31 protein-coding genes and 5 pseudogenes are annotated in these 20,759 nt (G+C 63.6%); 28 read left to right on the plus strand and 8 right to left on the minus strand.

Annotated elements, in window-relative coordinates:
- Positions 1-61: 61 nt before the first annotated feature.
- The 3 genes from BLS74_RS34035 (at position 62) to BLS74_RS28005 (ending at position 1,582) form a co-directional block, all read left to right on the plus strand.
- Positions 62-451, plus strand: coding sequence for a DUF4148 domain-containing protein (locus tag BLS74_RS34035; protein ID WP_139191761.1), 390 nt, complete (start codon positions 62-64; stop codon positions 449-451).
- 204 nt (positions 452-655) lie between these two features.
- Positions 656-1,153, plus strand: coding sequence for a cupredoxin domain-containing protein (locus BLS74_RS28000; protein ID WP_093110412.1), 498 nt, complete (start codon positions 656-658; stop codon positions 1,151-1,153).
- Between the two features lie 78 nt (positions 1,154-1,231).
- Complete coding sequence (locus tag BLS74_RS28005) at positions 1,232-1,582, plus strand: copper-binding protein (RefSeq protein ID WP_093110413.1); 351 nt, start codon at positions 1,232-1,234, stop codon at positions 1,580-1,582.
- 162 nt (positions 1,583-1,744) lie between these two features.
- Here the strand turns inward: BLS74_RS28005 and BLS74_RS35260 are convergent.
- Positions 1,745-1,894: pseudogene (locus BLS74_RS35260) on the minus strand (NrsF family protein); the annotation flags it as partial.
- Positions 1,891-2,187, minus strand: a pseudogene (locus BLS74_RS28015) (sigma factor); the annotation flags it as partial. The pseudogenes BLS74_RS28015 and BLS74_RS35260, both read right to left, overlap by 4 nt.
- Positions 2,188-2,372: 185 nt before the next feature.
- On the opposite strand from BLS74_RS28015, the gene BLS74_RS28020 reads away from it, so the two are divergent.
- The 5 genes and pseudogenes from BLS74_RS28020 to BLS74_RS28035 all read left to right on the plus strand — a co-directional run bounded on the left by BLS74_RS28020 (position 2,373) and on the right by BLS74_RS28035 (position 5,229).
- On the plus strand, positions 2,373-2,639 hold the full coding sequence (locus BLS74_RS28020; protein WP_093110416.1) for a ribbon-helix-helix domain-containing protein: 267 nt from the start codon (positions 2,373-2,375) through the stop codon (positions 2,637-2,639).
- Positions 2,636-2,955 (plus strand): annotated as a pseudogene (locus tag BLS74_RS28025) (type II toxin-antitoxin system RelE/ParE family toxin). The gene BLS74_RS28020 and the pseudogene BLS74_RS28025 overlap by 4 nt, the downstream one beginning before the upstream one ends.
- 354 nt (positions 2,956-3,309) lie before the next feature.
- Positions 3,310-3,459 (plus strand): YlcI/YnfO family protein, encoded by a 150-nt coding sequence (locus BLS74_RS35585; RefSeq protein WP_280142671.1) that lies wholly within the window; start codon positions 3,310-3,312, stop codon positions 3,457-3,459.
- A 220-nt stretch (positions 3,460-3,679) separates the two neighbouring features.
- On the plus strand, positions 3,680-4,885 hold the full coding sequence (locus BLS74_RS28030) for a SorT family sulfite dehydrogenase catalytic subunit (protein WP_093110417.1): 1,206 nt from the start codon (positions 3,680-3,682) through the stop codon (positions 4,883-4,885).
- Between the two features lie 20 nt (positions 4,886-4,905).
- A complete protein-coding gene (locus tag BLS74_RS28035; RefSeq protein ID WP_244504043.1) occupies positions 4,906-5,229 on the plus strand; it encodes a SorU family sulfite dehydrogenase c-type cytochrome subunit in 324 nt (107 codons plus the stop codon).
- 389 nt (positions 5,230-5,618) lie between these two features.
- On the opposite strand, the gene BLS74_RS28040 is transcribed toward BLS74_RS28035, so the two are convergent.
- Both BLS74_RS28040 and BLS74_RS28045 read right to left on the minus strand, forming a co-directional pair.
- Positions 5,619-5,930: a HigA family addiction module antitoxin gene (locus BLS74_RS28040; protein ID WP_093110419.1), complete on the minus strand. Its 312-nt coding sequence runs from the start codon at positions 5,928-5,930 to the stop codon at positions 5,619-5,621.
- Positions 5,931-6,010: 80 nt separating this feature from the next.
- The gene (locus BLS74_RS28045; RefSeq protein WP_244504044.1) at positions 6,011-6,202 is read right to left on the minus strand and encodes a type II toxin-antitoxin system RelE/ParE family toxin; all 192 of its coding nucleotides are present in this window, start codon (positions 6,200-6,202) and stop codon (positions 6,011-6,013) included.
- Positions 6,203-6,251: 49 nt separating this feature from the next.
- Here BLS74_RS28045 and BLS74_RS35590 point away from each other — a divergent pair, with 49 nt between their 5' ends.
- From BLS74_RS35590 to BLS74_RS34610, 8 genes and pseudogenes are all read left to right on the plus strand, one after another.
- Entirely contained in the window at positions 6,252-6,386 is a 135-nt protein-coding gene (locus BLS74_RS35590) for a hypothetical protein (protein WP_280142672.1), read from the plus strand.
- 88 nt (positions 6,387-6,474) lie between these two features.
- Positions 6,475-7,047: pseudogene (locus BLS74_RS28050) on the plus strand (tyrosine-type recombinase/integrase); the annotation flags it as partial.
- A 94-nt stretch (positions 7,048-7,141) separates the two neighbouring features.
- The gene (locus BLS74_RS28055; protein WP_093110422.1) at positions 7,142-7,354 is read left to right on the plus strand and encodes a type II toxin-antitoxin system VapB family antitoxin; all 213 of its coding nucleotides are present in this window, start codon (positions 7,142-7,144) and stop codon (positions 7,352-7,354) included.
- Positions 7,354-7,737 carry a type II toxin-antitoxin system VapC family toxin gene (locus BLS74_RS28060; protein WP_093110423.1) on the plus strand — a complete coding sequence of 128 codons (384 nt, stop codon included), beginning with the start codon at positions 7,354-7,356 and terminating at the stop codon, positions 7,735-7,737. The genes BLS74_RS28055 and BLS74_RS28060 overlap by 1 nt, the downstream gene beginning before the upstream one ends.
- A gap of 460 nt (positions 7,738-8,197) precedes the next feature.
- Positions 8,198-8,586 (plus strand): annotated as a pseudogene (locus tag BLS74_RS28065) (tyrosine-type recombinase/integrase); the annotation flags it as partial.
- A gap of 383 nt (positions 8,587-8,969) precedes the next feature.
- The gene (locus BLS74_RS28070; protein WP_093110424.1) at positions 8,970-9,224 is read left to right on the plus strand and encodes an AbrB/MazE/SpoVT family DNA-binding domain-containing protein; all 255 of its coding nucleotides are present in this window, start codon (positions 8,970-8,972) and stop codon (positions 9,222-9,224) included.
- Positions 9,218-9,538, plus strand: a complete 321-nt coding sequence (locus BLS74_RS28075; protein WP_093110425.1) for a type II toxin-antitoxin system PemK/MazF family toxin — start codon at positions 9,218-9,220, stop codon at positions 9,536-9,538. Before BLS74_RS28070 ends, BLS74_RS28075 begins: the two co-directional genes overlap by 7 nt.
- Before the next feature lie 176 nt (positions 9,539-9,714).
- Positions 9,715-10,059, plus strand: coding sequence for a hypothetical protein (locus BLS74_RS34610; RefSeq protein ID WP_170855741.1), 345 nt, complete (start codon positions 9,715-9,717; stop codon positions 10,057-10,059).
- Here BLS74_RS34610 and BLS74_RS28080 read toward each other — a convergent pair.
- The 3 genes from BLS74_RS28080 to BLS74_RS34615 all read right to left on the minus strand — a co-directional run bounded on the left by BLS74_RS28080 (position 10,029) and on the right by BLS74_RS34615 (position 11,060).
- Positions 10,029-10,364, minus strand: a complete 336-nt coding sequence (locus tag BLS74_RS28080; protein WP_139191762.1) for a DUF6454 family protein — start codon at positions 10,362-10,364, stop codon at positions 10,029-10,031. The two genes, BLS74_RS34610 and BLS74_RS28080, sit on opposite strands and share 31 nt — an antisense overlap.
- 50 nt (positions 10,365-10,414) lie before the next feature.
- Positions 10,415-10,729, minus strand: coding sequence for a hypothetical protein (locus BLS74_RS28085; RefSeq protein WP_139191763.1), 315 nt, complete (start codon positions 10,727-10,729; stop codon positions 10,415-10,417).
- 187 nt (positions 10,730-10,916) lie between these two features.
- The gene (locus BLS74_RS34615) at positions 10,917-11,060 is read right to left on the minus strand and encodes a hypothetical protein (RefSeq protein ID WP_170855742.1); all 144 of its coding nucleotides are present in this window, start codon (positions 11,058-11,060) and stop codon (positions 10,917-10,919) included.
- A 402-nt stretch (positions 11,061-11,462) separates the two neighbouring features.
- Here BLS74_RS34615 and BLS74_RS28090 point away from each other — a divergent pair, with 402 nt between their 5' ends.
- Together BLS74_RS28090 and BLS74_RS28095 are read left to right on the plus strand one after the other, a co-directional pair.
- Positions 11,463-11,741, plus strand: a complete 279-nt coding sequence (locus BLS74_RS28090; RefSeq protein WP_093110428.1) for a hypothetical protein — start codon at positions 11,463-11,465, stop codon at positions 11,739-11,741.
- Positions 11,738-12,511 (plus strand): hypothetical protein, encoded by a 774-nt coding sequence (locus tag BLS74_RS28095; RefSeq protein WP_093110429.1) that lies wholly within the window; start codon positions 11,738-11,740, stop codon positions 12,509-12,511. Before BLS74_RS28090 ends, BLS74_RS28095 begins: the two co-directional genes overlap by 4 nt.
- A gap of 979 nt (positions 12,512-13,490) precedes the next feature.
- Here BLS74_RS28095 and BLS74_RS28105 read toward each other — a convergent pair.
- Complete coding sequence (locus tag BLS74_RS28105; RefSeq protein WP_139191764.1) at positions 13,491-13,754, minus strand: hypothetical protein; 264 nt, start codon at positions 13,752-13,754, stop codon at positions 13,491-13,493.
- A 478-nt stretch (positions 13,755-14,232) separates the two neighbouring features.
- Between BLS74_RS28105 and BLS74_RS28110 the strand changes: the two genes are divergently transcribed.
- From BLS74_RS28110 to BLS74_RS28155, 10 genes are all read left to right on the plus strand, one after another.
- Positions 14,233-14,925 (plus strand): DUF2293 domain-containing protein, encoded by a 693-nt coding sequence (locus BLS74_RS28110; protein ID WP_093110432.1) that lies wholly within the window; start codon positions 14,233-14,235, stop codon positions 14,923-14,925.
- Between the two features lie 169 nt (positions 14,926-15,094).
- Positions 15,095-15,472 (plus strand): hypothetical protein, encoded by a 378-nt coding sequence (locus tag BLS74_RS28115; protein ID WP_212733712.1) that lies wholly within the window; start codon positions 15,095-15,097, stop codon positions 15,470-15,472.
- A 20-nt stretch (positions 15,473-15,492) separates the two neighbouring features.
- The gene (locus BLS74_RS28120) at positions 15,493-16,650 is read left to right on the plus strand and encodes a hypothetical protein (protein WP_093110433.1); all 1,158 of its coding nucleotides are present in this window, start codon (positions 15,493-15,495) and stop codon (positions 16,648-16,650) included.
- 7 nt (positions 16,651-16,657) lie between these two features.
- A complete protein-coding gene (locus BLS74_RS28125) occupies positions 16,658-16,843 on the plus strand; it encodes a hypothetical protein (RefSeq protein ID WP_093110434.1) in 186 nt (61 codons plus the stop codon).
- 126 nt (positions 16,844-16,969) lie between these two features.
- Positions 16,970-17,200 (plus strand): antitoxin, encoded by a 231-nt coding sequence (vapB, locus tag BLS74_RS28130; RefSeq protein ID WP_093110435.1) that lies wholly within the window; start codon positions 16,970-16,972, stop codon positions 17,198-17,200.
- Positions 17,201-17,605 carry a type II toxin-antitoxin system tRNA(fMet)-specific endonuclease VapC gene (locus tag BLS74_RS28135; RefSeq protein ID WP_093110436.1) on the plus strand — a complete coding sequence of 135 codons (405 nt, stop codon included), beginning with the start codon at positions 17,201-17,203 and terminating at the stop codon, positions 17,603-17,605.
- A 167-nt stretch (positions 17,606-17,772) separates the two neighbouring features.
- Positions 17,773-18,015, plus strand: coding sequence for a CopG family ribbon-helix-helix protein (locus BLS74_RS28140; RefSeq protein WP_093110437.1), 243 nt, complete (start codon positions 17,773-17,775; stop codon positions 18,013-18,015).
- A 25-nt stretch (positions 18,016-18,040) separates the two neighbouring features.
- Entirely contained in the window at positions 18,041-18,289 is a 249-nt protein-coding gene (locus BLS74_RS28145; protein WP_244504045.1) for a type II toxin-antitoxin system RelE/ParE family toxin, read from the plus strand.
- A gap of 418 nt (positions 18,290-18,707) precedes the next feature.
- A complete protein-coding gene (locus BLS74_RS28150; protein ID WP_244504046.1) occupies positions 18,708-19,619 on the plus strand; it encodes a LysR family transcriptional regulator in 912 nt (303 codons plus the stop codon).
- Between the two features lie 213 nt (positions 19,620-19,832).
- Positions 19,833-20,759, plus strand: a complete 927-nt coding sequence (locus tag BLS74_RS28155) for a Bug family tripartite tricarboxylate transporter substrate binding protein (protein WP_244504054.1) — start codon at positions 19,833-19,835, stop codon at positions 20,757-20,759.

The raw sequence follows: 20,759 nt of genomic DNA on the forward strand, positions 1-20,759 counted from the left end.
ATCGATCGATTCGCATGGCCGGATCGGTTGTCGATCACGGCGAACTCAAAGGAGACTCATTATGCTGAACCGTAAAGGCCTTGCACTCGCGCTCGCTGTTGGCGCCACGTTTGCCGCACCGTTGGCAGCGTACGCGGATCCGTCCCACTTCGCTCCGACAGAAGCCGGTGTGATCTATCACCCCGAGCATGCCGGCGCTGGCATGCCCAGCACTCAGGTATCGGCTGAACTCGAGGCTGCGCGCAAACAGTCCAATTGGGACGCGGTGTCACGACTGGGTGCCTCGCCGGCTCGACCGATGGGAGATGCTGGCAAGACAAGCGCCCAGGTATCGGCTGAACTCGAGGCCGCCCGCCAGCAGCCCAACTGGGATGCCGTCTCGCGTTTGGGTGCCGCGCCCGTATCTCCCAAGAAGGGCACGGGCAACGCGAGTGCGGAGGTATCGCGATAGGTGCCGTGGCATTCTCGCTATGACCGATGCGTCGCTTGACTTGTGCTCCAGCGCAGCCTGCGCCGCGCCGCTGCGAGATGGAGGCTTGGACCTACGCTCCTCCGGGAGTGAGGTCCCAAGCTCCTGACAATTTTCTTCCGCAGGCCGGACGCCCGTGCATGCCGTTGACTCTACTTTCCGCAACCCCTGAATCAAAGGACCTTCATGAAAACCCTCCGTTACATCACATTGGCTGCGTTGACCGCTTTGGCAGCAACGGGCGCCTATGCCTCAGGGACGCATGCCGGCGGTCACCACGCCGAGGACCTCATCGGCAAAGCTGGCGTCGCCGCCAAGGCAACCCGTACGGTCAAGGTCGACATGACCGACGGCATGCGCTTCAACCCGGCCAGCATCGACGTGAAGCAAGGCGAGACCGTGCGCTTCGTCGTCACCAACTCCGGAAAGCTCAAACACGAGCTGGTACTCGGCACCGAGAAGGAACTGAAAGAGCACTACGAGGTCATGAAGAAGAACCCGGAGATGGAGCATGCCGACGCGAACATGGTGACACTGGCCGCCGGCAAGACCGGCGAAGTGGTCTGGCAATTCACGAAGGCCGGCAAGGTGGACTTCGCCTGCCTGCAGCCGGGCCACTACGACGCCGGCATGAAGGGCGCCGTGAACGTGACCAAGGCCTCAGAGAAGCCGGCACAAAAGTAATCCACACATCAAGAGAACTCGGCAGCCGAAACTGCGCCGAGCAGCTCGACATCTCTCATTCATTCGAAGGAATCGACAATGCACAAGCTTCGAAGCGCTCTCCTTGCTTCGGTTACAGCCCTCATGTTCGCCAGCGTTGCGCACGCACAGCCCGCTGTCGGCGACACTGCGTCGACGACCAATGCAAAGGATTTATCTGCCTCAACGGAACTTGCCGAAGGCGAGGTGCGCAAGGTCGATAAAGACAACAAGAAACTGACGTTGAAGCACGGCCCGTTGAAGAACCTCGACATGCCGGGCATGACGATGGTGTTTCAAGTCAGCGACGACGCCATGCTCGACAAGACACAGGCCGGCGACAAGGTCCGTTTCAGGGCCGAAAAAATCGACGGGAAGATCACTGTCACCAAGCTTGAACTTGCCCGCTAGGGCCGCTAGGGCCGCTGGTGGTCTGCAAAAACAGGCCCGCGACTTGCATGATCTGAAGCCATGATTGCCAAACGCGTGACCGCCTGTTGATTGGAGTTCAAGTTGGACCCACTATCAACTTGGTGACCGAACCGGCGTCAGCAGCGATGGTCCGGTTGCTATTCACCAACGCAGGAGCCGCTGGCCAATCGCGGCGCCGGCCAGCACCGGCAGCGTCATGCCGGCCACATACCAGATTGCCAGGAACGACGCGGCCAGTTCCGGGCAATGCAGCGCATAGACCGCGGCCCCCGCGCCACCGGCCATCGCGCCTCGCGGCTGGCCTTGCTGCGCAGCAGGTCGATCATCTTGTAGCGCGCGATCGCATGCACCCAGGCCGTCAGCGGCTGGTCGCTCTGGTAGGTGTGGCGCTGGTTGTGCATGGCGAGCAGGCATTCCTGGACAAGGCCTTCCACTTCGTCGGGCCAGCCGAACAGCCGCCTGCCCAGGAACGCGCGCAGGTGTGCGCTGAGCTTCTGCAGGAAGGCGTGGTAGGCCTGGGCGTCGGCGTCCAGGCCGCGCACGAACAGGTCGTGCAGCACCGTCTCCGCTTCGCCTTTTGCCATCGGGCCCCCACTTGTCGTGAGGTGTAGTAAAGATGCTTCTTTTGCGTAGTAAAGTTGCTCCATCTGAATTTCCTGACGCATCGTCCCCTGAAGCGCGCGAGCCGGCGATGGCGAATTGGCTCGCTGGACCTTCGTCGGTCGATTGTGTAGGATTTAATCCCATTGAACGAGTTGGGAGCGTGTTCATGCGCACAACGCAACAACTGAGCATCACGCTGCCCAAGGAGATGGCCGAGGCCGTGAAGGCGAAGGTCTCGGCGGGCGAATACGCCACCGAGAGCGAGGTCATCCGCGATGGACTGCGCGCCCTGATGGCGCAGGACCGCGCCATGCAGAGCTGGCTGCGAGATCAGGTCGGTCCGGCCTACGACGCGTTGAAGGCTGATCCATCGCGCGCCGTCACCGCCCGTCAGGTGCGCGCCAGGCTGGCGGCCGAGCGCGCCAAGGGGTGACGCCTTACCGCGTCGTCTTCTCGCCCGAGGCCGAGGAGCAACTGGCCAATCTGTACCACTACATCGCGCACGCGGCTTCTCCGGACATCGCGGCGAACTACGCCGAGGCGATCGGCGCCTACTGCGAGAGCCTTCAGACGTTCCCCCATCGCGGTACCAAGCGCGATGATGTGCGCCCGGTCTGCGCATCACCCACTACAGGAAGCGCACGGTTATCGCCTTCGATGTCGCCGCCGAACAGGTTTCCATCATCGGCATCTTCTACGGCGGACAGGATTACGAGAGCCTCTTGCACGACGAATCCGAGAACCCTTGAGCGTGGAGTCCTAACCTCACTCCGGCGTCCACCCCCGGCGATACCTGAAGCGCGAGCCGATCAGCGCAGCAGTTCCGGCAGCAACGCTACCTTCCGTCCCTGTGCCAGCATCGCCTCGACGAGGCGGCGGCTTTCACGCTCGACGCGTTCCGTCTCCAAGACCCGGATAGCCCCGATGCGCGAAGGTCACGCCGTAGCAAGGGCACGTGCCCAGAGCACACTCACAGCCTGGGCCGGGCTTGCCGGCCCGACCCCAACCGCGCTCTCACTTCTGACTTCGAGATGATCCATCCTCGGCGAGAGCAAAATATGGCCCATTTCGCACGCATAGCAATTGCACTACAATGCACATCTATGAAAAGCGCTCAATTGCCTCCGGTGCGCGTCACGCCAGCTGTGCGGCACCAGATCGAGAGCGTCCTGCATGACGGAGAAACGCTCTCTCAATTTGTCGAGCAGGCCGCAGTCCAAGCCGCGCAGCGCCGCCCGAGACGATGGCGATGACGGGCCATCGGAGCGTCGCGACCGTCATGGGGTACTTCCGGGCCGAGAGCGCACTGGGCAGCAGGGTCAGCCGGATGCTTGACGAAGATTGAATGCCTGCAAGCTGGGGTAATCGTTCCGTCGGTGCAGAGCCCCGAAGATGTCCTGTCAGTAACTACCCGGATGTGAGCTTCTTGTCTGGGCACTATGTTTGAATATCCTTGCCGACAGGGGCCCGTCCATGAAGTCCCATCCAGATCTCGCCCGTCGCAGCTTGCTTGCCGGGACCGCGAGCGCTTTGGCTGCAGCTGGCTTCCCAAGGCTGGCGCAAGCGCAGTCTGGTCCGGCATCTGCGCGCGCCAGCCTGCCGCCGTACGTCGCCTGGAAGAATGCCGACCACCTGATCGTACATACCGCTACGACGATCGAGACGAAGCGATCCGCCTACGGCACGAGCATCATCACTCCGGCGGACCGGCTGTACATCCGGAACAACTTGCCGGCGCCGGACGTCTCCATCGTCGCCAATCGCGACGTCTGGTCGGTATCGGTTGAAGGAGTCAGGCAGCCGCGCACGCTGACGGTTGCGGAACTGAAGATCGTGGGGTTGGAGACCGTGGCCGCGGTGCTGCAATGCTCCGGTAACGGACGCGGCTACTTTGCCGACAAGCCGAGCGGCACGAAGTGGACCATTGGAGCCGCCGGCTGCGTGATCTGGAGCGGGGTGCCGGTGCGAGACGTGGTGGCCGCGCTGGGCGGTATTGCGGAAGGAGCGCAGTTCATGACCGGCACAGGTGGCGAGATGCTGCCTGCGGGCCTGGATCCGAATTCCATCATCGTCGAGCGTTCCGTGCCGCTGCGCGCCTTCGAAGACGCGCTGCTGGCCTGGGAGATGAACGGCGAGCCGGTTCCACACGCCCATGGTGGACCGTTGCGCCTGGTTGTGCCCGGCTACAGCGGCGTGAACAACATCAAGTACATCAAGCGGCTCGCATTCACTCACGAGCAGACCGAGGCGGCGATCCAGAAGACAGGTTACCGCATCTCTCCACCTGGCGCGAAGGGAGATCCCAGCCATCCTTCGGTCTGGGAGATGGACGTCAAGTCCTGGATCAATGGGCCGGGGCACGAGACGGGGCCCGTCAGGGCCGGATGGGTCCAGATCCATGGTGTGGCCATGGGCGCGACTCGCGCGTTGCGGCGGGTGGATGTTTCACTAGATGGCGGGCAAACCTGGCGGGAGGCGCGCTTGGTGGGCCCCGACCTGGGCCCATTTGCGTGGAGGCAGTTCGTTCTGCCGGTGCGTCTCCAGCCGGGGCAGTATCTGCTCGCGTCGCGTGCTCAAGACGCCCAGTTCAACTGGCAGGTCGAAGCCACGCCGTCGAACGGCGGCGGATATTTGAACAGTGGGTGGCGCGTACATGCCTTGCCCATCACCGTCGTGTGATGCGACCCGCACTGTGGCACTTGACGCTCAGCGCGTATTTGGCAGGTGTCGCGCTGGCAGCCCATGCGGACCAGGAAGGTCGCCAACTGTTCATCTCGGTCGTGCCGGCATGCGCCCTCTGTCACACCCTGAAGGACGCCGGTGCGACTGGCGCGGTGGGGCCTTCGCTGGATGAGCTGAAGCCCGACGCACCGAGGGTTGCAAAAGCCGTACGCAACGGCATCGGCCAGATGCCTGCTTTTCCCCAGCTCACGGAAGCGCAGGTTCAGGCACTGGCCCGTTACGTCGAAGAAGCGACCAGGTCATCGGCCCCGACGGCGGGCGAGCATCGGCGACCGCATTAGAAGATGACCGATGACATCGGGAGTCATTGTCGAAATCCAGGGCAACGCGGATGCGCCGCATTGCCCTCCCTGCCATATCCATGCACCGCTAAGAAGAAGCAGGCGGCCATCTTCGACACTTCAGTTGAACGGCCCGCCTTGGGTGGGATCAAGTTCTGCAGACCATCCTTAGCTATTGGCCCGAAGCACGGCAAGCCGCGCACTGACGACAACCTCAAAAAAGCCGCGTTGACGCTTTGAAGGAGAGCAAGCGACCACGCGTGTGATGGGCAAGCGGGCGCAGGTTAGATCTGCTCGCTTGCGACTTGACACGGATCGAGGGCACAGCGGAAGCGGATTGGTCGACTTTGTGGACGCCAAGGGAGAAAAGCGCTCTGTGTACAGAGAGCTCAGGCGGAGATTGCATGCTCGCGCGGACGCACCTCTTTCTCGATCTGCTTCGCGGCCTCCTTCTCGGCCATCTTGAGGTCGTAGACGCTCTGCATGTTGAGCCACCATTGCGCCGAGCCGCCGAAGTAGCGGGACAGGCGCAGGGCCATCAGAGGGGAAACGCCGCGCTTTTCGCGCACGATGTCGTTCACGGTCGGCGCGGCGACGTGCAGTTCCTTTGCAAGCGCGCTGGCGCTCATCTTGAGGGGCTCCAGAAAGTCCTCCCGGAGCGTCTCGCCGGGGTGAACCGGGCGCATTCCGTTCTTAAACATGGCTCTTGCCTTTCTGCCCAAAGGGCGATTCGCATCTTGCGAAGATAAGTCGCTGGGCGTTTGGCGCCGCCCGGCCTGCGCTAGTGTGGGTCGTAAATCTTCACGCTCTCGGGCCCGTCGCCGATCCACTGCCAAGCTAGCCGCCACTGGTCATTGATCCTGATGTGCCAGAAGCCATCGTAGAACTTCAGGTCATTGCCCGGCGGCGAGCCCATGTCGTCGTTCGTGACAGCCGCGTCAAGCTGCGTCAGCTTGCGGGTTGCCACTCTCACGGAACTCTTCCGCAAAGGGAAGAACAAGAGGTTTGCAGCCATCGGTGTCATGTTCACACTCAAGACTCGGGGCGCGCTCGGCGTTCCCGACATCGCCAAGATTCTGAATGTGACGGTGGAAGCGGTGCGCCAGTCGACCACGCCGCGCGCAAGGCGGATGCGGCTTCCCAGCCCGGCCTGGTGAGCGAGCTGCCGCCGGACGTGCCCAGACGCGCCGCGCCTACGCCAAGCGCGGCGCGCGGCCGCGCAAGCAGCGCGCGCTCACCAGGGATCCGCTGCAGGCGGTGCTGGCGACCTGCGACGACACCCTGCGCGGAAAACGCGATCGCGCCCTCCTCCTGTTCGCATGGGCCACCGGCGGGCGACGGCGCTCCGAGGTCGCCTCGGCCACGCTCGAGAGCCTTCAGCGCGTTGGCGGGGATGGCGCCCGCTCCTATCTCTACACCCTCGCGCACTCCAAGACCAACCAGGCCGGCGCCGAGCGCCCCGAGGACGTGAAACCCCTGGTGGGCAGCGCAGGCCATGCAGGAGTGGCTCGCCGCGAGCGGCATCAAGGAAGGCGTCCTCTTCCGCCGCATCCGCAAGGGGGGCATTTAGGCGAGCCACTCGCGCCAGCGGCGGTGCGCGACATCGTGAAGGAGCGATGCGCGATGGCAGGGGTGGAGGGGAAGTTTTCTGCGCATTCGCTCAGGGCCGGGTTCATGACGGAAGCCGGCCGACAGAACATGTCGCTGCCCGAGACGATGGCCATGACCGGGCATCACAGCGTCGCGACCGTGATGGGCTACTTCCGCGCCGAAAGCGCGCTGGGCAGCAAGGTCAGCCGGATGCTGGATGAACCGTGAAGACGTTCTACCGCATTCTGTAGCCGAGAAGCTCCGGTAGCCTACCCACTCGCATCCAGATTGATGCACAATTGCATCATTTCAGGCGACTGACATGCGAACGACTGTGACAATCGACGATGCGCTGTACGCAAAAGCCCTGGATGTGGCAGATCCCGGGATGGATAAAGCCGAACTGTTTCGCGAGGCCATAGAAACCTTTGTTCGCGTCCGGGCTGCTAAGCGCCTCGCCGCGCTGGGTTCGTCTGCACCTAGCATGCGAAGTGTTCCTCGCCGGCGCCCTCGGCGCCCAGCAACGCACTCCTGATGGGGCCCGTTCTTGTCGACACCTCCGTGTGGGTCAGTCACTTCCGGCACCGGAACAACGCCCTGATGGCGCTGTTGCAGGCGGATCTCGTTCTGACACATCCGATGATCGTTGCCGAGCTGGCATGCGGGACGCCGCCGGAACCGCGACGGCGAACACTGGGCGATCTGGACCTTTTGCAGAAGGTTCAGCAGGCGACTCTCACCGAGGTCAGGGACTTCATCGAACGGGAACGCCTCTACGGGCTCGGTTGCGGTCTGGTGGATCTCTCACTGCTCGCATCCACGATGCTCATGCGGCCCGCCGAACTCTGGACGCTCGACAAAAAACTTGGCGCCCTTGCCGTGCGCTTGGGCGTCATGCATCGGCCAGCACTGCACTGAGCTCGCGCGATCCGCCGTAGTTTCGACTAGGTACGACTGGCGGCCACGGGTTCGAAGCCCAGGACTGCCTTCGTCTCGAAATGCGCCGCCAGTGTCATAGTGCTCGACGGGCGGCGCAGCGCGGGCGGCCAGATCTACCCCTCCGTCACCGACGCGTTGTCACGCTGGTCGACGAGCTCGGGCCGGACTCACGATCGCGGGCGTGGCGGGCGTGGCGCGCGAAGACGCGGGGGCGGCATCGGGCGTCGTCAATGCGGCGTATCAGCTGGGAGGCTCGCTGGGGCTCGCCATTCTGGTGCTCGTCTTCGTTGCCGCCGGCTCGGTCATGGGGACGCGCGGACCGTGCTCGCCCATCGCATCGGCAATGCCCTCGGCGTCGAGTCGCTCATGCTTGTGATGGCCTTTGTGCTCGTGATATCCCTCATCGTCCGTCCGCGCCCGGGTGCCGCGCCAACTTGAAAACTAGGCCGGCGCCGAACGCCCCGAGGACGTGAAACCCCTGGTGGGCAGCGCGGCGCAAGCCATGCAGGAGTGGCTCGCCGCGAGCGGCATCAAGGAAGGCGCCCTCTTCCGCCGCATCCGCAAGGGGGGGGTCATCTAGGGGAGCCACTCGCGCCAGCGGCGGTGCGCGACATCGTGAAGGAGCGATGCGCGATGGCAGGGGTGGAGGGGAAGTTTTCTGCGCACTCGCTCAGGGCCGGGTTCGTGACGGAAGCCGGCCGACAGAACATGTCGCTGCCCGAGACGATGGCCATGACCGGGCACCACAGCGTCGCGACCGTGATGGGCTATTTCCGCTCTGAAAGCTCACTCAACAGCAGGACCAGCCGAATGCTCGATGAGGAGTGAGGCGTTCCTGGTATCCGCGCTCGGCTTAATCGACGCCGCAAGCCATGGCCGTGCCGATCGACGGAGTTCACGTGCCGCCGCGGTCGCTCGGGGGCGTCGCGGACCGAGAAGCCTCAGACTCTAGGAATCTCGTCGCTGCCGCACAGCATAAGTGGCAGTCTTCGGCTGCGTCTGCGCCAGCAAGAGCCGCAGATACCCGATCGCGCGGGTCTTGCCGATGCGCGACAGTACGCCAGAGCTTCGCGATCGAACATCTGCGCAAGACGCGCATGACCACCGAGGACAGCAGCGGAGGCACAGGACAAGGAGTTACCACAAAATAATAACAACCCGCTTGACAGGTCGCGATGCACGGAATAACATTGTTGCCACCTGAGAAAGCCATGCAAGTCACCATTAGACCATTCGGAAACAGCAAGGGCGTTGTCCTTCCCAAGCCACTTCTGGCGCAGGCGGGACTGGGCGATGAGGAAGCTGCTGAGATGACCGTCGAGAAGGGGGCCATCGTCTTGCGCAAAGCGGCGCGTCCGGCGCGAGCCGGTTGGGCCGAGGCCGCTATGGCGCTGGCCGCCAACGGCGGCGACGAGTTGGTCATGGGTGAATTCAGCAACGAAGCCGATGCGGAGTTGGCTTGGTGAGGCGTGGGGAGATCTGGCTTGTGAACCTGGACCCCACGGTCGGTAGCGAGATCAAGAAATCCCGCCCTTGCGTGGTAGTGTCCCCGGCTGAGCTGAACGACCATCTGCGCACCGTGATTGTGGCGCCGATGACCTCCAAGGGGTTCGCGGCGCCGTTTCGGGTTGCGCTGACGCACGGCGGCACCAAGGGTTTGATCCTGCTGGATCAGGTGCGCACGGTCGACAAAGCTCGCTTGGCCAAAAAACTTGGCGCGGTATCAGCGAAGACACTGGCGGCGACATTGGCGACGCTGCAAGAAGTCTTTGCAGCCTGAACAAGGGCCGCGGGGACCATCGACACGGGCGAGGGAGTGGCCAAATTCAGGGGGCGCTTCCAGTAACTGACCTCAACAGCTGGATCCGGCGCGCCTGACGCAAACCGCCGAAGACGCTGCGCGCGCTCCTGCGCGAGGGCGAATCGGCCAACACGCGCGCCTCTTACGCCTCGGCAATGCGCTACTGGTGCGCCTGGTACGCCGCTTGCTATGACCAGGCGCTGCGAATGCCCGTTCCGGTACCGGTCGCCATCCAGTTCATCGTCGACCACGCCGCGCGCAAGGCGGATGCGGCTTCCAAGGCCGACCTGGTGAGCGCGCTGCCGCCGGACATCGACCAGGCGCTCGTGGCCAACGGCTATAGGACGCGGCTCGGCGGTGCAAACGACCGGTGGGCTCGGGCTGGCGCAGCGACGAGACCTGCGCCGGGGTCGCCGGCGAGAGGAAGTGCCTGCGGTGCCGTGGACCGCTTGGACGCCACGACGGCGGATCAGCGGTTCACCCAAGGAATCGCGTCGTAGATCAGCAGTTCGGCCTGATTGTCGGACTCGGCCATGAAGTAACCGCGCATCGACTTGCCATCGGCGTTCGGCTCGAGCCAGAACGCGTTGTGGGTCAGCGCCAGTGTGGCCTTCATGCCACTGCCTTCATCGATGAACAGGTTGACCGGAATCTGGTGCTCCAGGCGGTTGCTGCGCAGGTCCAGAAGCTCGAGTCCACCGAATGCGATATTGCCCAGCGGGCTCGAATAGCCGCCGACGCCGCGAGGGTGCTGTCGAAGTCGACTGTTGTCCAAAGGATGAGGCGGGCGCCCCAGCGAGCCCACCCGTGGACCATCGCGACCGCGGCCATCAAAGTGTTCTTTCCTCGCGTCCCCTACGCGACGCGCGTGATAGTGACGTTTATCTCGCCACGATTGTTCCAGTACGCAAACCAGGCATCGTTGGCGAATAGGTTCAGCTCTTCATCGCGGCTGCCGCCCTGCCCCTCATAGGTCCACTGAAGGTGCTTCCCAACTGGGAAAAAGTGTTCATCGGATCGTCCCACGGCACCGATCAGCTGGAACCATCTTCCTGACTTGCAGCGCAAGGCCCACTGCGCCATCGACTGCACGAAAGTGGGTCTGTCCCGCCCATCGGCATCTGAGTCGAGCTTCCAGTCCTGCCAGTGGCTCTTGTCCGCGGTGATCACGTATTTAGCGCCGCGCTTGAGGACCACACCGGTCGGAACGTAGCGGGAGGCGCTCGACACACACACGCTAGTGGACTGACCGATGGCTAGCTGCGCAGCGTGGCGCCTGTGTGCGCTCAACGCGCGCCCCTCGTACCTTGCGCGCCCTTGGCGCGTTGAGCATCCAAACAAGCCAAGATCATGGCGCTCATTGATCCGGTGCGTTGAAGTAGCAGGTCAGACCGTCTTCGTCGCCCTTGATCCCATAGATCTTCCGGTCGATCTCGTCTGCCTCCAGATCGCGCCGCGAACTCAGGATGCGTCCGAACACGTTCTGCATCTTCTTTGGCATCTTGTCCTGGACAAAGTACCCATGGCCGCCGCCGCCATTCCTCGCATTGGTGCAGCTGATGTAGGCGCATGTGGGGGACGCGAAGACGATCGGATGTTGGGTCTGTCCCGAGCTTCAGCTGTGTGTCGCCCGTCAAACCGTTGTCGGCGATGCTTGCTCCGGCTAAGACCGTTACAGCGCCGCAGGCGGGCTTGATGCGGGCCTTCATCATGCTGTCGGCAGTGAGCGTTTGACCTACGCGGCGCCGAGGGGCAGGAGTTGCACTTCAATATCGCGGTTCATCGCTCCATCATAGAGACTGGAGTCGGTGGCCGTCTAGGTCGGCGGACGGTAGCGCGCGGCCGCCGGTAGACCAGGAAAACATCTGCGAAGTTTCGACGCCGCGATGCTCCAATTCCTTGGATGCACCCGAACGACTTTCCACTCCTTCGCGCGGCCGCGCAGAGCTTGACTCGGCTCGACGCCGCCCTGGTGGTCATCAGCAATGGAATTGCGGACGGCGCCACTCGGAACGTCGCCCTCCAGGACGCGAAATTCACCCTCTCGAATGCTGTGGAAAACGCCTGGCGCAAGCACGTCAGCGATCACTACTTCACGGGCGAAGCCTGGCGCAACGGCAAGATGTCGGAGGTTCTGAGGGAGCTTTTCTACAAGCTATTGCCTGCTAAGGTTGCAGCATGACGGCGACGTCCACGCGAACCCTATTCCCGATCATTCGCGACCGTGCGGGCCCGGTTGAACCCATTCCCGCGGCGCTCGCGGCCATCACCGGACAGCCCCTAACCGCGGTGGTCAGGGTGCTTGGGCAGTGCATCGCGGATCTGACGGGGCTAGCCGGGGTTCCCGGCACGGTAGCTCCCGAGGATGCCTGCCACGCAGCACTTCACCGGTTTGGCTACGAGCCGCACCGGCTTTATGCCGACGCGCATCGTCGTCCGCTCATGGGGCAGCTGTTTCGCGCATACGCGCAGTCCCCTGGGCCAGCGGAACGACTGTTGGCGATCTGTGACTCCGGCGACGCCTTCGCATTCCTGGGCAACCAGGCGGCGGCCTGGTCGAGCAGCGCCCCAACCGACCTCGGTGCTCTCGTTCGAGCGGGGGCCCTCGACATGGATGCGCCCGTGAGGTTCGCATTCACGATGACACCCCACCGCGCGGTCCCGCTAGTCTCCCCAGACCATGAGTTCCTCGAATCGGTCGCCGGACCGGCGTTCGCCCTGGCCGACGCCTACAACATCGAGGTGCTTCCGGTGGGCTGGCCGTACTGGAAGCTCTCCTTCCCTGGCGAGATGACGGATGGAACACCAGGTTCGGGCGACAGGCTGGTTTGCGGCGAGCACGAGCTTCTGAGCGTTATCAATGACCGCGTGCGCCAGGTCGAGCAAGCTGGAGCGATGACCGGCGAGTTGCTGGCGCGCATCGGACGCGGTCCGTCGGGGCCCTCTCCCTAGGCGCCTGCTGCAGGGCCGCTCGCCTGCTGGCGCTCTCGGTGCTCGGCGTGTCGGCGAGTAACTCTCGTGGTGTAAGGAGCGCACCTGCGGCGAAGATAGGCTGGATGTCTGCGCCTCTCACCGCTTCTTGGTTGTTCCTCCTCGCTTCCTTATCTGCTCCCTCGTGGTCGCAAGCCGTGAATCGAGGCCAGCTTGAAGCATCCGCGTCGATCCTGCTGCGTGACGTCGCTGCCGAGCTGTGCGGCAAGAGCGCCCGTCCCGCGGATGCTGACCTGGCTCAGCCGTCGCCGACGTCTCGAAGCCGCTTGAACGACGCAGAGTTGGTGTTCAAAAGCCTTGGCTATGGGCAGGCATCGATCAACGGGTTCGACACGCGCCTGCAGGGTCTGCCGGCCGGGCCGGAATGCCGCGCGCACGCGATCTCGGCGCTATGGCAACACTTCACCGCGTTGGGCCGCCCGAAGGCGGCTTCGGGCAGCGAGAGTGCTGGAGGCCCCGAGATGGTCGACTTGCCTGCAGTCGCCGAGCTTCCGCAGCTCCCCATGGCCACGGAACGGCAGAGGGCGTCGTCCACGCCGAGCAGGCCACGCCGGCAAGGCTCCCAGCAACTGCCGAGCCTGAGCGTCGCGCCCCTTGTTGGACCCGAGGTAAGCAGGCCATCGGATGCTGCGGCGGCGCCGGCGCCCATGGCGGAGAGCGCGCCCGCCAGCGGACCAATTGCCGCAGAAGGCGCGAGCGGCGGTGGAACTACGTCTGCACAGGTCCTAGCGGCGACCTCGGGCGCCCGGTTGCCGTTCGCTACGAGGCACCTGGGATGGGTCGGCGTGGGTCTGATGATGGTAATCGCCGCGCTCGGAGGCTGGTGGCTCCGGCGGGGGAGGAAGGTCACGAGTGCCGAGCTGGCGCGCCGGCGTCTGCGACCCACCTGAGCATCCAGGTACGACCTCAGGCGGAATGCGCGAGTGCGCGGCCACGCCGGTCACTTCTTCGGACGCGGCTTGATCGCCTTTGGCCTATCGCCTCCAAAGTCCTGGGCCTCCATCGGCAGGCTGGCGCACGCGATTCGCATCGGCTCGGGCTCGCCAGAGATCGTGACGACAACCCTGGTCCAGCCGTCGGTCGTTCTCCCGAAGACTGCCGTCCCCTCGACGCCAGGGGTGCGCACCGCGCGCAGGATCCGCGCGTCGTTGACTTCGAAGTCCTCGGGGGCGTAGACGAAGGGGATGGTTTCGGTAGCGCTCATGGGGACCCTACAACCAGCCGGTGTTGAGACCATCTGTACGATTTTCCGGGCTCCATGTGACGCATCCTATGCGACGTTCCCGGGCGCGGAAAGTGGACGAATTCCGCCTCTAGCGCGGACAGGAAAAACATGGCAAGTTGGGGTGATCATACTTTTCGTGATTGGTACGGTTTCACCGTTTTGATGAGGAGTGCCGGCCGCTTGCGATTGCGCGCAACAGGCCTTGCTTCGCTGTTTCGCTATCGCGCGGTTGGCACGGCGAACGCGGCATCCATATGCCGAGCCCGCTTGACCTCATCGCTGTGCAGGTAGATGGACGTGGTCGACACCGAGGCGTGCCTCAGGTTGTCGCACACGGTGGTGAGCTCAGCCCCACGCGAGAGAGCATGTCACGGAAAGACGCCATCGGAGCGACCGACCCGACCGTGTCGCCGAGTCTGTACGCCACGCAAGCATTTGCAGCAAACGGGTGTCTGCCATGCCTGAGACGCAGGAACTGAAGGTCTTCATTTCCACCGGTGAGTCGACTTGCGGCGATTGCGGCGAGAAGCTGGGTCGCCACGCGTGGATCTTCCTGGCCGGCGAACGCGGTGCGCTTTGCTTGTCCTGTGCCGACCTGGAGCATCTTGTCTTCCTGCCGCCCGGGGTCGCTGCACTGACGCGCCGGGCGCGAAAGTACTCGATGCTGTCCGCCGTGGTCCTCCGATGGAGCCGCGCCCGCCGCAAGTACGAGCGGCAGGGCGTCCTGGTCGAGGAAGCGGGCCTCGCCCGGGCGGAGGCGCAATGCATGGCCGATGACGACGCGCGGGCAAGGCGGCGCAACCGCGAGGCCCAGCGGCGCGCGGACCAGGACCAGACCTATGTGCAGTGTTTTGCGCAGCGCGTGCGTGAGTGTTTCCCAAGCTGTCCTGCCGGAGCCGAACACGCCATCGCGGAGCGCGCCTGCCTCAAGTACAGCGGTCGGGTCGGGCGCTCGGCCGCCGCCAAGGACCTCGACGAAAAAGCGGTGTTCCTCGCCGTCGTCGCGCACATCCGCCATGTCGAGACGCCCTACGACCGGCTCCTCGGTGCCGGAGTGGATCGCGAGCTGGCCCGCCGGCAGGTCGAGGACCAGGTGCGCGGCATCGCACACGAATGGGAAACCTCTCCCGTCGCTGCCGCGAAACCATAGTGCAGACCCGTACTGGACATCTTCTTGTCGGCCGCCTCGAAAGGGTACCAAGAAAGCTGCCCGAGGCCGGAACTGCTTGGACCCATTTCGGCTTCGCCGAGTCGACCAATAAAAGCAGCCCATGGATCGTCGTCGCGGTTCAAGTCGCCAAGGTGAGGACGGTGCCAAGATGACGATCATGAAGCAGAACCCCTTTTCCGGTCCTTGGCGCATCGTCTGGATGTCCGGCTGGGACCAGAGCTACGTGGACATAGAAGTAGAAGTGCCCGGCCACATCATCTTCAGCGCAGACCGGTCCGGCAGCTTCCAGTTCGGACTGGTACAAGCACAGATGGACTGCAAGATCGACAAGCGGCAGGGCCAACGCATCGAGTTCACCTGGCACGGCTTCGACGAGGGCGATGAACTGACTGGGCGCGGGCATGCTGAGATCGTTGACGGCGAGTTGCACGGTCACCTCTACATCCACCTCGGCGACGATTCCGCGTTCCGCGCGGTCGGGGAAACGGCCGCCAAGCGCAAGTCCGCCCGCAAGCGAACGGGCTGAGCCTACGCTGATGCAATCATATGAGCGAGTACCAATACTACGAATTCGCGGCCATCGACCGGCCGCTGACCCGCACCGAGATGGCCGAACTGCGCGCCGTCTCCACACGCGCGGAGATCACGCCTTCGGGCTTCGTCAACCACTACGAGTGGGGAGACCTGAAGGCTGATCCAGCCGAATGGATGCGTCGCTACTTCGATGCCTTCGTCTACACCGCCAACTGGTGCAGTTGCCGGCTGGCCTTGCGCGTGCCGCTGGCCACGTTCCGCAAAGCCGAACTGGCGCCCTTCTCTTCTCGGCATGCGCTGACAATCGAGACCAGCGACACGCACTGGATCATCGACTGGTCGCTCGACGAGAGCGAAAACTACGATCGCTTCGGCATGGAAGACGGAAGCGGCTGGATGCGGCGCCTGGCGCCGCTGCGCGATGAACTATTGCGCGGCGACCTGCGGCCGCTCTACCTCGGGTGGCTGGCCGGAGCCGCTGGCGGCGAACTCGCGGACGGCGCGCTGGAACCGGAAGTGCCGCCCAGCCTGTCGGCGTTGTCACCTCCTCAGCAGGCCTTGGTCGAATTCCTGGAAGTCGATCCCGACATGCTCGCGGCGGCGATGGCAGGCAGTGGATGCGCTTCTGAGGCTGATTCAGCGCAAGGCGATCGCATCGATGCGTGGCTGAGTGAATGGTCGCATGACGAGATGGCAAACATGTTGAAGCTGATCGCACAGGGCCGTGGGCACGAAGCGGAGCGCCAGGTCAGATCCCGCCACGCAGCTTGGCTGAAGGCACGACGCCCTTCGTCCGCATCTTCCGCATCGCGGCGCAGCGTGGGCCAACTGCGTGCACTCGCCCAATCGGCCTCTGGCGCTCGCTTGGAGCGCGAGACAAAGGAACGCGCGAAGCAGGAGACGAAGCACCGGCAGCAACGCGAAGCGGCCCTTCAGTTGTTGATGACCGATGTGGACAAGCGCTGGGCTGCCATCGACGCACAGGCTCGGCGTGGTTCGGCATCGGGTTACGAGCATGCGGTGCGGACACTGGTCGACTTGGCGGAGGGCTATGCACTCACGTCTAGCCGCAAGGAGTTCGACCGCGCGCTGCGGCGCTTTCTGATTCGTCATGCAACGCGTGGCGCATTGTTGCGCCGTCTGACCGAAGCAGGTCTGTGGTCAGGATGAATTCGTCATGACTGCACACAGCGGCGACGAACTCGCGCGGTTGCGCGCCGAGAACGCTCGGCTAGCCGGGCTGCTCGAGGCCCATGGCATAGCCTGGCGCGTGCCCGAAGCCGCGGCCGCGCCGCAGACGTGGTTGGTTCCCAACCTCGCGCCCGACAAGGGCGCGGTCCTCCCGAAGCCGCACGCCTGCTGAGGGCCGGGCGCCGGCTGACGCTGGCCGACATCGTGACCGATGTGCATTTCCCGAGGGAATCCCCTGCGCCCCGTTGACGCGGTCAGCGTGAATGTATATACTGTTTGTATATACGCAGGAGACCCGATGACTTACGCCCGTGTTTTCCAGTCCGGCAACAGCCAGGCTGTGCGCTTGCCGAAGGAGTTTCGATTCACAGCCGAGCAGGTGGAGATCTTCCGCCAAGGCAACGACATCGTTTTGCGTGAGCGGCCCGCCAGTGCAGCCGCCATCTTTGACGCCCTCGTCGGCATGCCTGCCGACTTCATGGCCGATGGCCGCAGCGACAGCCCTCCCCAGGAGCGGGAGTCGTTCTGAATGGCCATTCGCTATCTTCTCGACACCAACATCTGCATCTACATCGCCAAGCACAATCCGGCCACCGTTCGAGCGCGCTTTGAGCAACTTAGCGCCGACGTCCTGGCCATGTCGGTCATTACGCTGGGCGAACTGCAACACGGCGCGGAAAAAAGCCAGGCCCGCTCCAAGGCCCTGGCTGCGCTGCGGCAACTGCAGAGCGCCATCCAGGTCGAACCACTCACACAGGCGGTGGGCCAGCACTACGGCCAGATCCGCAGCGTCCTTGAGCGCAAAGGCCAGTCCATAGGCAACAACGACCTTTGGATCGCCGCCCACGCCCGTGCCGAAGGTTGGGTGCTGGTCACCAACAACGAGCGTGAGTTCAGCCGAGTCGACGACCTGGCCGTTGAGAACTGGGTTTGATGAGCCATCGAAATCAGCCGAAGATTTCGAGTACGCGAGGAGCGTGCTCTTCGACCGCAGCACGCAACAGTGGTTCGTGAGGCAGCTATGGTAGGCGCATGCATGCGATATTGTAGTAGGATGTGTACATCCGACCACTCTTCTCGTGCCACCGCTCCAGATCTTCCATGTCTACCACCATGACTGTTCGACTTGACGACGAAGTCAAGGATCGCCTCGACCATCTGGCCGAAGCGACGCAGCGCAGCAAATCGTTCTTGGCAGCCGAAGCGATCCGTGCCTATGTTGACAACAACGAATGGCAGATCGGCGAAGTCCAGGCCGCGCTGAGGGAAGCCGACGCAGGCGACTTCGCCAGCGACAAGGAGATCGCCGCACTCGCACGAAAATGGAAGGTGAATGCGGGTTAGGTGGCTGCGTAAGGCGCTGCACAACTTGGACGAAGAGGCCGCGTATATTGCGACCGACGACGCGGCTGCGGCGAGGCTGGTCGTCGGACGCATTCTCGACTCTGCAGCCCAGCTCGCTCATCAGCCTGGCCTTGGCCGCCCTGGGCGTGTGCCTGGAACGCGCGAATTGATCGTGCAAAAGACGCGTTACATCGTGCCCTATCGCGTGCGCGGGGACGCGGTCGAGATTCTGCGAGTGTTTCACACATCCCGCCGCCTGCCGCAGCACTGGTAGATCAGCGCGGGCACGAAAGCCTGATCTCCAGCACGCCGCCCCAAAATGAAAACTGAGCGCTCGCGCCACAGAATCGATCACCCTCCTTCGCCCTCACAAGCGACGCCGATAGCCGCCCTGACTTTGTGTGACTGACTTTGTGTACGGCAACAAGATTGATTATCTTAAGTGACGCCATCTGCTCGCAGCAGAGGCCGGTGTCAAGGTGAACTGCAGCGCCCTCTTCGCCTTCAGGTGATCCACCAACGCGTCGTGCATGCCTGCGAGCGCCATGCCCACCTCCATCAATAGAAGCCACGAGTATGAGCATTCGCCAGCACATTGAGCGTCCGCTTCGAGCTGCGGACTACCGCTACTAGGCCGCCAGTGGCACCACGCTGTTGCCCTAAAGTCTTGGATCAGTGCTTTAAACAAACTTGTGGAGTTCACCCTGGATCTGCGCGATCTCCAGTACTTTGAAGTTATTGCCGAGCTCGAGCACATGGGGCGCGCGGCCGAACGGCTGCACCGGACGCAACCCGCGTTGACAAGCTGCGTACGGCGGCTGGAAGAGGCGTGCGGCGCCCTGCTCTTCGAGAAAACAGGCCGCGGCATCCGCCTAACCAGTGCGGGGAAGGCGCTTCTCAAGTGGGCCCAGCGCACACGCTTCGACGTGGAAAGCGCGCGCCGCGAGATCGGCGACATCGGCAGAGGCCTGACTGGAAACATCAAGATCGGCATCGTGCCGACGGCCGCGCAGTTCCTTTTGCCGCCAGCCGCGCGCGACCTGATGCGCGAGGCACCCGAAGTCACTTTGCGGACCACCGTGGCGCTGGTTGACATCCTGAAGCCGCTGCTGCGCGCCGGTGATATCGATCTAATGGTCGGCACCGAGGGCGCTACTGAACCGGGGTTCGCTTCGCAGAACCTGGCCGAGGACGTGATCGTGGTCGCCGCCGCCGACACGCACGCGATCTTCGACAAGCCGAAGCCGGGCCTGAAGGACCTGGCGGGCTATCGATGGGTGCTTCAGCCCCCTGGGGCGCCGACGCGGGACTGGCTCGACCAGACCTTTGATCGCCATCGAGTTCCCCGGCCCGTGGTGCAGGTCGAAAGCACGATGCTGCTGATGCTGCCGACGCTGATCGGTGAGACCGGCCTGCTGAGCTTCATCTCGCGTCTTCACCTGCAGGCCGGGCGTTCCGGCGCGGCGTTGCGCGAAGTGAAGCTGCCGGCCACGACCATGCGCCGGCGCATGGTCGTGACCTATCGCGACAGCGGCTACATCTCCCCGGCAGCACAACGGCTGATCCATCTGTTGGCGAAATATGCCGATTCGCCACCGAGGTAATACCCAAAGTCAAATCTATCGATCTTCAAAAAGTATCGATTGGACTGAATAAGCCCCACGCCGAATACTTGCCTCCACTGAACGCACCGCCCGCAATCGAGCAGGGTGGGCTAAACAGGAGACAAGTTCATGCAACATCGTGCCCTCGCCGCCGCGGCTTCGCGCCGCCTCATCGGCGTCGCCGCCACCACGCTCGTTGCCGGTGCGACGCTCATGGCCCACGCAACGGCGTCCGCACAGGCCTATCCATCGCGCCCGATCAAGCTGATTGTTCCCTTTCCGGCCGGCGGCGGCACCGACCTGATTGCGCGTGAAGTTGCCAACAAGGTGGCCGTCGCCAACGGATGGTCGATCGTCATCGACAACAAGCCCGGCTCCGGCGGCAACTTGGGAGTGGATGCCACGGCCAAGGCTCCGGCCGACGGCTACACACTGGTTCTGGGCCAGACCAGCAACCTGGCCATCAACCCCACGCTTTACGCCAAGCTGCCTTACAACCCGGAGAAGGACCTGACTCCGATTGTCGAGGTTGCAAGTGCGCCGCTCGTCCTCGTGGTGGCGGCGGACTCGCCGTACAAGACGCTCGCCGATGTCGTGACCGCTGCCAAGGCCAAGCCCGACTCGCTGAACTACGCCAGTTCCGGCAGCGGCACGGTGGCGCATCTCGCGACCGAGTTGTTCCAGAAGACGGCAGCAGTCAAGTTCACGCACGTTCCGTACAAGGGCGCTGCGCAAGGTTCGACCGACCTGATTGGCGGCCAGATCCAGATGTATATGTCGTCGGTGCCTACGCTGATCGGTTACGTCAAAAACGGGAAGATGCGCGCCATCGCCGTGACCTCGCCCAAGCGCACTGCCGACCTGCCGTCGGTGCCCACCATTGCGGAATCCGGCTTCAAGGGTTTTGAAGCCGTCACCTGGTTCGGCGTTGCCGGGCCGGCGGGCTTGTCGAAGGACGTGGTCGCCAAGCTGAACGGCGCATTCAACAAGGCGCTACAGGATCCGGAAGTCAAGAAGAAGCTAGCCAGCCAGGGCGCCGATGCGCTCGGTGGAACTCCTGAGCAGTTCGCCAAGCTGATCCACGACGACATCGGCCGCTGGGGCAAGATCGTCAAAGAGTCCGGCGCCAAGGTCGACTGA

This window comes from Variovorax sp. CF079, from assembly GCF_900101545.1.
Classification (GTDB): Bacteria; Pseudomonadota; Gammaproteobacteria; order Burkholderiales; family Burkholderiaceae_C; genus Variovorax.